Origin of the sequence: Salegentibacter sp. BDJ18 (assembly GCF_017579965.1) — a bacterium.
GTDB lineage: Bacteria > Bacteroidota > Bacteroidia > Flavobacteriales > Flavobacteriaceae > Salegentibacter.
In genome coordinates this window covers 21,814-32,338 of sequence record NZ_JAFLQX010000006.1, presented here as the reverse complement: position 1 = coordinate 32,338, position 10,525 = coordinate 21,814, and the positions used below count along the sequence as shown (strand labels likewise).

General features: G+C 38.9%; 8 protein-coding genes. All 8 read right to left on the bottom strand.

Going from position 1 to position 10,525, the window contains the following annotated elements; all coding sequences use genetic code 11:
* Positions 1-58 precede the first annotated feature (58 nt).
* A complete protein-coding gene (gene ruvA, locus J0871_RS05785; RefSeq protein WP_075325653.1) occupies positions 59-640 on the bottom strand; it encodes a Holliday junction branch migration protein RuvA in 582 nt (193 codons plus the stop codon).
* A 171-nt stretch (positions 641-811) separates the two neighbouring features.
* The gene (locus J0871_RS05780) at positions 812-3,097 is read right to left on the bottom strand and encodes an NADP-dependent malic enzyme (protein WP_093305046.1); all 2,286 of its coding nucleotides are present in this window, start codon (positions 3,095-3,097) and stop codon (positions 812-814) included.
* 210 nt (positions 3,098-3,307) lie between these two features.
* On the bottom strand, positions 3,308-4,237 hold the full coding sequence (queG, locus tag J0871_RS05775) for a tRNA epoxyqueuosine(34) reductase QueG (protein ID WP_208224165.1): 930 nt from the start codon (positions 4,235-4,237) through the stop codon (positions 3,308-3,310).
* A gap of 100 nt (positions 4,238-4,337) precedes the next feature.
* Positions 4,338-4,820 carry a nuclear transport factor 2 family protein gene (locus J0871_RS05770; protein WP_208224164.1) on the bottom strand — a complete coding sequence of 161 codons (483 nt, stop codon included), beginning with the start codon at positions 4,818-4,820 and terminating at the stop codon, positions 4,338-4,340.
* A gap of 239 nt (positions 4,821-5,059) precedes the next feature.
* The gene (locus J0871_RS05765) at positions 5,060-6,394 is read right to left on the bottom strand and encodes a cytochrome P450 (protein ID WP_208224163.1); all 1,335 of its coding nucleotides are present in this window, start codon (positions 6,392-6,394) and stop codon (positions 5,060-5,062) included.
* Positions 6,395-6,397: 3 nt separating this feature from the next.
* A complete protein-coding gene (gene ruvB, locus J0871_RS05760) occupies positions 6,398-7,426 on the bottom strand; it encodes a Holliday junction branch migration DNA helicase RuvB (RefSeq protein WP_208224155.1) in 1,029 nt (342 codons plus the stop codon).
* Between the two features lie 160 nt (positions 7,427-7,586).
* On the bottom strand, positions 7,587-9,413 hold the full coding sequence (locus J0871_RS05755; RefSeq protein ID WP_208224153.1) for a cbb3-type cytochrome c oxidase subunit I: 1,827 nt from the start codon (positions 9,411-9,413) through the stop codon (positions 7,587-7,589).
* Between the two features lie 27 nt (positions 9,414-9,440).
* On the bottom strand, positions 9,441-10,508 hold the full coding sequence (locus J0871_RS05750; protein ID WP_208224152.1) for a cytochrome c oxidase subunit II: 1,068 nt from the start codon (positions 10,506-10,508) through the stop codon (positions 9,441-9,443).
* Between the last annotated feature and the right edge of the window lie 17 nt (positions 10,509-10,525).

The following is a 10,525-nucleotide window of genomic DNA, read 5'->3' as shown; positions in this document are numbered from 1 at the left end:
CAACAACAAGCTGAGCTTAACCGAAGTTGACAATTTCCAGTAATTGTGCCTCAATTCTTTACAAATTTTTAAGAGCCATTTTTATAATAGATTCTACGGTAGGGCTGTTAGAATCTTTCATTATCTTATCTACTACCCTTGTAGCCTGCTTTCTTGCGAAGCCGAGAGTCTCTAATGCAGATAACGCTTCTTCTTTTATAGTATTGTCCTGAGGAACAAAAACTTCGTCTTCCCCATAGACTTTCAATATTTTATCTTTTAGGTCCAAAATTACGCGCTGTGCGGTTTTAGCACCAATTCCTTTTACACTTTGTATGGTGGGAACATCGCCATTTGCAATAGCATCTTTAACCTGGTTGGGTTCTAAAGAAGATAACATTGTCCTGGCCGTACTGGTACCCACACCCGAAACCGAAATTAGCAGCCTAAAAATATCCCTTTCAGACTTTTGATAAAAACCATAAAGCGTATGGGAATCTTCCTTAACGTGTAAATGGGTATAAATACTTATATTTTCTGAATCTGGTATGAGAGAAAAAGTATGAAGAGAAATATTGACCATGTACCCCACGCCGTTGCAAGCGATTACTATGTAGGTAGGATTCTTCTCTATTAATTGCCCCTTAAGATGATGAATCATAAAATTTTAAACTTAACGAGCCAAATGTAGTAAATAAAAGTTAAGCCCGAAATCTTTGCTTCGGGCTTAACTACTGTATATGCAACTTATTTTACTCGATAAGCGAATTTAAAAATCCTTCGGACTTACCTCAAAATTGAAATAATTCTACTTATGTACGAATTTGTAAACTTACTTCTTTTGTTTCTTTTCTTTTTCCTGTGCATCAACTACAGTTACCGCAGTCATATTCACAATTTCTTCTACACTTGCGCCAAGCTGAAGAATATGCACTGGCCTACGCATTCCCATCATAATCGGCCCAATAGAGTCTACTTTGTTCAGCTCCTTTATAAGTTTGTAAGTACTGTTGGCTGAATCAAGATTAGGATAAATTAAAGTATTTACTTTTTTCCCTGCCAGTTTTGAAAATGGGAACTTATTTTGAAGCATTTCACGGTTAAGCGCGAAATCGGCCTGTAACTCTCCATCTACATTTAGTTCAGGATGATTACGGTGTAAATAAGAAACAGCTTCTTTCACTTTTGTAGCACGCGGATCTTTAGATGAACCAAAATTGGCATAAGACATCATAGCAACTACCGGCTCCAAACCAAACAGCTGCACAGTTCTCGCCGTCATTTGGGCAATTTTAGCAAGATCTTTTGCCGGCGGATCTATATTAATAGAAGTATCACTTATAAAAAGAGGACCTCTAGACGTATTCATAAGGTTGGTGGCAGCTACACGTGTTACTCCCGGAGCCATTCCAATAAGTTCCAGCATAGGTTTTACTACTGCAGGATAGGCCCTGGAATATCCTGAAAGCAAGCCATCGGCATCACCTTCGTTAACCATCATGGCGGCAAAATAGTTACGTTCCCGCATTAGTTTTTCGGCATCATAAAGCGTTACACCGCTACGGTTTCTCGTCTTCCAATAAACCTGCGCGTAAGCTTTTCTATGCTCTTCTTCCTCATCAGATTTTGGATCTATAATAGCAACTTCTTCGTGAAAGTCTATTTCTGCCATTAATTCTTCAATAAGCTTTCTGCGGCCCAGTAAAATTGGAATAGCGATTCCTTCATCGTGCACAATTTGTGCGGCTTTCAGCACATCAAGATGATCAGCTTCAGCAAAAACAATTCGTTTAGGATTCATTTTTGCACGGTTTAGCAACAACCTTGTAATTTTGTTATCACTGCCCATTCTTTCAAGCAGTTCTTCTTCATACCTATCCCAATCCTGAATAGGTTGTCTCGCCACACCGCTTTCCATTGCAGCCCTGGCCACTGCCGGTGGCACTTTAGCAATTAAACGCGGATCAAATGGCTTTGGAATAATATAATCTGAACCAAAATTTAAACGGGTTTCTCCATAAGCGATATTCACCTGCTCTGGTACGGGTTCCTTGGCCATTTCGGCTAAAGCTTTTACCGCGGCCATTTTCATTTCTTCGTTAATCTTTGTGGCCCTAACATCCAAAGCTCCCCTGAAAATAAACGGAAATCCAAGTACATTGTTTACCTGGTTGGGGTGATCACTTCTTCCCGTAGCCATAATAATATCCTTACGGGTATCCATTGCCAGTTGATAATCGATCTCGGGATTTGGATTGGCCATGGCAAAAACGATAGGGCGTTTCGCCATACTTTTTAGCATCTCTGGAGAAACAATATCGGCGATAGAAAGGCCAACAAATACATCGGCATCTTTCATGGCTTCTTCCAGGGTATCTATTTTCCTGGAAGTAGCAAACTCTATTTTTTCTTCAGAAAGATTTGGACGATCTTTTCTAATTACGCCCTTACTATCTGTCATTATAATATTTTCAGCTTTTGCTCCAAAAGCTTTATAAAGTTTAGTACATGACACCGCTGCCGCACCGGCACCGCTTATCACGATCTTCACTTTTTCCATCTTTTTCTTAGCAAGCTCCAGTGCATTTAGCAAAGCCGCAGCCGAAATGATGGCTGTCCCGTGCTGATCGTCATGCATTACGGGAATATCCAGCTCAGCTTTTAATCGCTTTTCTATCTCAAAAGCTTCGGGAGCTTTAATATCTTCAAGGTTAATTCCGCCAAAAGTTGGAGCGATATTTTTAACCGTTTCAATGAATTTATCTACATCTTTAGTATCTACTTCAATATCAAAAACATCAATATCGGCAAAAATCTTAAAGAGCAAACCTTTACCCTCCATAACCGGTTTAGAGGCTTCCGGACCAATGTCTCCAAGACCTAAAACAGCGGTTCCGTTAGAGATAACGGCAACGAGGTTTCCTTTTGTAGTATATTTATAAGCGTTTTCTTTATCTTTTTCTATCTCCAGGCAAGGTTCTGCCACCCCAGGGGAATATGCCAGGGAAAGATCCCTTTGTGTTGCATACTTTTTTGTAGGTACTACCTCTATTTTCCCGGGCTTGGGTTTGGCGTGGTAAACCAGTGCTTCTCTTCTTTTTCTAGGATTATTGCTCATAATTTAATTTTTCTACTTACTACAAAGGTAGCAAGCTTGGTTTCAATATTGAACTCTAGCGGAAAAAAGAAAACTTAAAATTCAGAAAATTGACGGATTATTCCATCTCCCGTATTTTAATGAAAATTTAATAAAAGAGGAGCTGTTTTAGCCTGAAAAGCTTATAAATTCTAATGATTCTTGCAATTTACTGAGGTTAAAACTTCAACATTATTTGCTTATAAATTCAATATTTCGTTTTAACCCTTCAAATTTTGTTCTTTTCACAGCCGATTTTCTAAAGATCTCATTAAAAGTTTCTTTGGTAAGTTCTTCCCAGCCCTGTTTATCTTTTTCTAATAATTCTGGATGCGGATTAAACAATGGTTCGTTGTGCGGTTTTGAAAAACGGTTCCACGGGCAAACATCCTGGCAAATATCACAGCCAAACATCCAGTCTTCAAACTGGTTTTTATAGGAGTTAGGCAGTTCATCTTTTAACTCTATCGTGAAATACGAGATACATTTGCTACCATCTACTTTGTAAGGTTCAACAATAGCATCAGTTGGACAGGCGTCTAAACAAGCGGTACAGCTTCCGCAATGATCGGTAACCGGTGTATCGTATTCAAGTTCCAGGTCTACAATTAATTCAGCTATAAAATAGAAAGAACCGGTTTGTTTGGAAAGTAAATTAGAGTGCTTTCCAATCCAGCCCAATCCGCTTTTTGCAGCCCAAACTTTATCCATAACCGGTGCCGAATCTACAAAAGCCCGACCGTTAATTTCCCCAATTTCATCTTGCATAAACTGCAATAGTTGCTTCAGTTTATCTTTAATTACAAAATGATAATCCCGGCCATAAGCGTATTTGCTAATTTTATAAGAATCTTCCCTCTGGGTTTCTTCAGGATAATAATTCAGCAAAAGTGAAATTACACTTTTAGAACCTTCTACAAGTTTTGTAGGATCCAAACGCTTATCAAAGTTATTCTCCATCCAGCGCATTTCGCCGTGACGATTTTTCTTGAGAAATTCTTCAAGGCGCGGTGCTTCCTTTTCAAGAAATTCTGCTTTAGAAATTCCACAAGATAAAAATCCGAGGCGTTCGGCTTCGGATTTTATCAACTTTGTGTAAGCTTCCTTCAGAGTATCCTTCATAGTTTTACAAAGATGCGATTTTTAAAACATTTGAAGGATTTAAAAACCAGGAGCTCTGGAAACAATAATATCCTGGCTCTAAAAAATATGGGATATTTGCCTATGGCGTAGCTTCTGCAAGCGGAGCCATATGCTCATGGGTAATTTTCCAGCCATCACTGGTTTTAATAAAAAGTAAAGTTCCCTGCATCTTAAGATCATAAGCTTCTTCACCCCTTTCAAATTTGAAATTAGCATGAAAAGTTACATTAGCAACATCACCACCATATATATGGATTTCCAGATCTTCCCAGTCCCACTTTTCGACTTCAGTAATGCTACCAAGAAAATTTCGTTCGAATTCTTCATTTTCTTTAGGACCCTGCCTTTCACCGCCATCCTGGAATTCGGTAAATTTTGGCCCGTAGGCGTGCATCGAGATTAGTTTATCTGTATCATTATTTCTTATGCTTTGCTCTATCTCCTCAAGAGCATCCTTCACTTCCTCCTTTTCTTGCGCGTATTCCTTACTCAGATCAATTTGGCAGTAAGCCGAGCTGAATCCAAAAAGTAAGGCAATTAGAATAAACATTTTAGTTTTCATGATACTTTGTTTTAAGGTTACTTTTTTTTCAAATACGTGAATACTTAAGATACAACCATTTGATTTACAAAATAATAAGGGTTTGCAGGGGTTTTAAGTTGTTTTCTGAGAGATCTCTCGGAACAATAGCTTTTTAGAAAACTTAAGTGCGCTCAGTAAGAATTAAAAGGAAGTAATGATTGTTTATTGATCTAAAGTCAGGTCAATAATAAAGTAGATGGTCTTAGTGGAATATAAAATCAGGATCTTGATTGAAATTTTAGAATTGCATTTTTTGGTTTGAGCGTAATGAGTGGCTTAATATCGATCTCATCAAAACCAGGAACTATTTTATACTGGCTTACCAATTCGGTAACTGCAATGATCATCTCGAACATGGCAAAGTTATTACCTATACATTTCCTGGGACCGGCACCAAACGGGAAATACTGAGATGAATATTTTCTTCCTCCCTCAGCGAAGCGTTCCGGCTTAAAAGCTTCGGGATCCTCCCATAGTTCAGGATGACGATGAACCTCATGAATGGAGAACAATAAATTTGAACCAGGCTCGAAATATTTTCCTTCGAAATTATCTTCTTCCAGGTTAACCCGGTCTATAAAATATGCCGGCGGATATAATCTCATAGACTCTTCAATCACCTGCTGGGTAACCTGGCATTTGGTCACATAGCTCATTAAGTCCAGGTCCTGTTCCTTTAAAGAAGTAATTTCTTCATAGATCTTCTCCTGCCATTCCGGATTTAGTGCTAGCAATTGAGCCGTAAAAGTCAGGGAATTGGAAGTAGTCTCGTGACCGGCCGTGAAAAGTATCAGGATCTCATCAATAAGTTGCTCCTCATCCATAAAATTCCCGTCATCATACTTCGCATCCAGCAGCATATCTAAAAGGTCATCATATTTTTCTTTTGAATCCCTCCTTTCCTGAACAATCTTTCTTAGAATGTTCCGGGCTTCGGCAGTAAGTTTAAGATAGCTATCAATTTTTCCGCTTGCTTTAAACCACCAACCCAGATAAGGCTGTCGCAGTTCCTTAACAAGCATTTTCTGGGTCTCTTCTGTAATATATTGCAACCTGTTGATCTCTTCCTGATTCGCAGCACTGCTAAACAAAGATTTCACAACGGTTTGAAAAGCTAGATCATTATAAATAGGAAAAATATCCAGTTCTTCATTTACTGTGATCTTTTTATATTCCAGTAATATTGCTTGCTTAATGGAATCAAGCAGATTAGCAAGTTGTTTTTTATGGAATGCAGGTTGAATCAGCTTTCGCTGTTTTTTCCAGTATTCACCTTCTGAAGTTAGCAATCCTTTTCCAACATATTTAACCAAATCCTTAGTCTGGATCTCAGACTTCACGAAGTTCTTCTGATTTTTTTGAAGTACATATTCCACCAGTCCCGCATCCCTGGAAAATATCACCGATTTATTAAATCCAATATTTAACCGAAATGTATCTCCTTTCTTCTGAAAATTATCATGATGAAAAGGCAGAGGATTCTTTAAGATATTAGCGGAATGCTTTAGGAATTTCAGTAAAGATACTTCAGGTATTTTGCCAGATTCAGTCATCAATTATTGATTAAAGAGTCCGCCCTGAATACCTCCTTTAACCCTGCCCAAATGTTTGTAAGCAGCCTCGGTAACTTCCCTTCCTCTTGGAGTTCTATAGATAAAACCTTGTTGGATTAGAAAAGGTTCGTAAACCTCTTCAATAGTTTCGGCACTTTCACTTACTGCGGTAGACAAGGTAGTTAATCCTACCGGGCCACCTTTAAATTTATCTATTATGGTTTCCAGGATCTTATTATCCATTTCATCTAAACCGTGGGCATCTACATTTAATGCTTTAAGCCCGTATTTAGCGATCTCCATATCTATTTTTCCATTCCCTTTAATTTGGGCAAAGTCGCGCACTCTACGCAGTAAAGCATTGGCAATTCTGGGTGTTCCGCGGCTTCTACCGGCAACTTCTATGGCAGCATCCAGGCTAATAGGAACACGAAGTATCTCTGCACTACGCTGCACGATGTCTGAAAGCAATTCGGTTGAATAATATTGCAAGCGACTGGAAATACCAAAACGTGCCCGCATAGGCGCCGTAAGCAATCCTGAGCGTGTTGTAGCTCCAATAAGTGTAAACGGATTTAAATTGATTTGAACTGTTCTCGCATTTGGCCCAGATTCAATCATAATATCTATTCGATAATCTTCCATTGCCGAATACAGGTATTCTTCAACAACGGGACTCAACCTATGGATTTCGTCTATAAATAAGATATCACGTTCTTCGAGATTAGTAAGTAAACCGGCAAGATCACCGGGCTTATCCAAAACGGGACCTGAAGTTACTTTTATTCCAACTCCTAATTCGTTAGCCAGGATATGGGCCAAAGTAGTCTTCCCTAATCCGGGAGGCCCGTGAAATAGCGTATGATCTAAAGCTTCTTCCCTTTGATTAGCGGCTTCAACAAATACCTTAAGATTCTCCAAAACCTGATCCTGGCCGGCAAAATCATCAAAACTTAAGGGGCGTAACGCCCTTTCGATATCAAATTCTTCTGGGGAGAAATTTTCTCCTGAAGGATCAAGATTTTCATTCATAAAACATCAAAATTATGGAGCTGTGTATAAGCAAAGATAAGTAAAATCCTTTGGGGCAAGTCTGTAAGAATTTAGCGAATTAATTATCGCTAAAAATAAGTCTAAAAGCAAAAAACCTCTCCGTTTCTGGAGAGGTTTTTATATATTCTATTTATCAAGCTTAATGATTTAATTCTTCTTCGTGATCCTGAAGTGGAACGTTCTGCGGAACAAAATCCTGACCAGGAATTACGTAATCTGTTCCATCAAGGTTCATCTTACTATAATCGTAAGACCAACGGTAAACTGAAGGGATTGCTCCAGGCCAGTTTCCGTGAATGTGTTCTACCGGAGTAGTCCATTCTAAGGTAGTAGCATTCCAAGGGTTTTGAGTAGCCTTTTTTCCGTAGAAAATAGAGCTAAAGAAATTATAAAGGAAAACTACCTGAACACCAGCGGTAATAAGTGCGAATACCGTAATAATCACGTTTACATTCGCAAGATCATCAAAATAAGGGAATGCAGTGTTTGTATAATAACGTCTTGGCAAACCGGCCAGACCTATAAAGTGCATTGGGAAGAAGACCCCGTAAGCACCTACAGCCGTGATCCAGAAGTGAACATAACCAAGGTTCTTATTCATCATTCGGCCAAACATTTTTGGGAACCAGTGATACACACCCGCTAGAAGACCGTAGATCGCAGATATACCCATTACAAGGTGGAAGTGAGCAATAACGAAATAAGTATCGTGAACGTTAATATCTAATGTTGAATCTCCAAGAATAATCCCTGTTAGACCACCGGTGATGAATGTTGATACAAAACCAATGGAGAACAACATTGCGGGGTTCATTTGCAGGTTTCCTTTCCAGAGTGTCGTGATCCAGTTAAAGGCTTTTACGGCAGAAGGAATAGCAATTAATAAGGTTGTAAATGTAAATACAGAACCTAAGAATGGATTCATCCCTGAAACGAACATATGGTGACCCCATACAATCGTAGAAAGGAATGCAATTGCAAGAATTGAAGCAACCATCGCACGATAACCAAAAATTGGTTTACGCGAGTTTGTAGCTAAAACTTCAGATACAATACCCATTGCAGGTAGAATTACAATATAAACTTCCGGGTGCCCAAGGAACCAGAATAAGTGCTCAAATAAAACCGGAGAACCTCCCTGGTGACTTAATACTTCACCCTGTATATAAATATCACTAAGGAAGAAAGAAGTTCCAAAACTTCTATCCATTATAAGCAAAAGCGCTGCAGATAACAGAACCGGGAAAGAAACCACACCAATAACGGCAGTAATAAAAAATGCCCAAATGGTAAGCGGAAGTCTCATCATAGACATTCCCTTAGTTCTAAGGTTAAGTACCGTAACAATATAGTTAAGTGAACCTAAAAGTGACGAAGCAATAAAGATAGCCATGGAAATTAACCAAAGCGTCATTCCCATACCAGAACCTCCAATAGCCTGTGGTAATGCACTAAGCGGCGGATAGATAGTCCAACCTGCAGAAGCAGGACCAGACTCTATAAACAGCGAGCTTAACATAATACAACAAGATATAAAGAACAACCAGTAAGAAAGCATGTTCATAAATCCAGATGCCATATCCCGTGCTCCAATTTGAAGTGGAATAAGTAAGTTACTAAAGGTACCACTCAAGCCGGCAGTTAATACAAAGAACACCATGATGGTACCATGTATGGTTACCAAAGCAAGGTAGATTGAGGGTGTCATCACACCTTCGGGAGCCCATTTATCTCCTAAAAGCCATTCGAAGATCATAAAAGATTCTTCTGGCCAGGCTAGTTGCAAACGGAAAAGTACGGACATCATAATCCCTACAATACCCATTAAAATACCTGTGATAAGATATTGCTTGGCAATCATCTTATGGTCTGTACTAAATATGTATTTAGTAATAAAAGTTTGTTTATGATGATGTCCGTGATCCTCGTGGTGATCGTGAGCCGGTGCTGTTGCTATTGCTGACATATCTAAAGTATATTCTTTTTAGTTCTGTTATTCTTGTGATTCCATAACGGTAGCAAACTCATCTTGCTCGCTTAACCATTGGTTGTATTCTTCTTCGCTTTCTACTACAATCTTCATCTGCATATTATAGTGTGCATCTCCACAAATCTTGTTACAAAGCAAGAAGTAATCAAATTCGTACGAATCTAATGGAGCTTCTCCTTCAGCCATTAAGGCCTTACTATTCTCTTTTCTTATTTCATTAATGGTTTTTACTTTATCAACCATATATTCTGAATCTCGCATCTCTGCAGTAGTAATATCTGGAGTAAAGGCAAATTGGGTTACCATACCAGGTACTACGTTCATTTGTGCTCTAAAGTGAGGAAAATAAGCAGAGTGAAGTACATCCTGAGATCTGAATTTAAACAGAACCTGCTTTCCAACCGGTAGGTGCAGTTCTGTAGTGATCTTATCATCATCGGCATACGTATCATTCACGTTAAGTCCTACGGTGTTTATACCTTCAATAAAACGCACGTTAGCTTCCCCTAAGGTATTGTCCTCTCCGGCATATCTTGCCTGCCAGCTAAACTGCTTAGCGTAGATCTCAATTACAATTGGATCATCGTCTTCGCTAATATTCATAATATCACTCCAGGTAAATAATCCGTAGATAATTAAACCTGCAAGAGTAATTACCGGAATAATGGTCCAGATAAATTCCAGTTTATCATTATCTGCAAAGAAAAGAGCTCTGTTTCCCTTTTTCCCCTGATACTTATATGCGAACCAGTGAAGCAATGCCTGTGTAATAACCTGCACTACCATAATAAGTCCGATAGATATAAACATTAATGTATCTACCTCGTTTCCGTGCTCTGAAGCAGCTTGAGGAAGGTATAATTTACTCCAATGCCAAAAGCTATAAGCCATCCCCACGTAAAGGAAGATCATAAACCAAAGCATAAGCTTGGCTTGTTGCCTATTATCATTATCGTTAGCTATCTCAGCACTTTCGGCACCCGGGCCTTTAGATAGCTGAAAAATTTTTGACATTTGCCAACCGGTAACGGCCAATAGGGCTAGTACAATTATTACTAAAAATACGGTCATTTTATAATTTCTTCTTT

What these genes read in the sequence shown, in the direction of transcription:
- queG (WP_208224165.1), bottom strand. Translation starts at nt 4,237, where the DNA reads ATGAAGGATACTCTGAAGGAAGCTTACACAAAGTTGATAAAATCCGAA.
- J0871_RS05755 (WP_208224153.1), bottom strand. Translation starts at nt 9,413, where the DNA reads ATGTCAGCAATAGCAACAGCACCGGCTCACGATCACCACGAGGATCAC.
- J0871_RS05750 (WP_208224152.1), bottom strand. Translation starts at nt 10,508, where the DNA reads ATGACCGTATTTTTAGTAATAATTGTACTAGCCCTATTGGCCGTTACC.
- J0871_RS05780 (WP_093305046.1), bottom strand. Translation starts at nt 3,097, where the DNA reads ATGAGCAATAATCCTAGAAAAAGAAGAGAAGCACTGGTTTACCACGCC.
- J0871_RS05765 (WP_208224163.1), bottom strand. Translation starts at nt 6,394, where the DNA reads ATGACTGAATCTGGCAAAATACCTGAAGTATCTTTACTGAAATTCCTA.
- J0871_RS05770 (WP_208224164.1), bottom strand. Translation starts at nt 4,820, where the DNA reads ATGAAAACTAAAATGTTTATTCTAATTGCCTTACTTTTTGGATTCAGC.
- ruvB (WP_208224155.1), bottom strand. Translation starts at nt 7,426, where the DNA reads ATGAATGAAAATCTTGATCCTTCAGGAGAAAATTTCTCCCCAGAAGAA.
- ruvA (WP_075325653.1), bottom strand. Translation starts at nt 640, where the DNA reads ATGATTCATCATCTTAAGGGGCAATTAATAGAGAAGAATCCTACCTAC.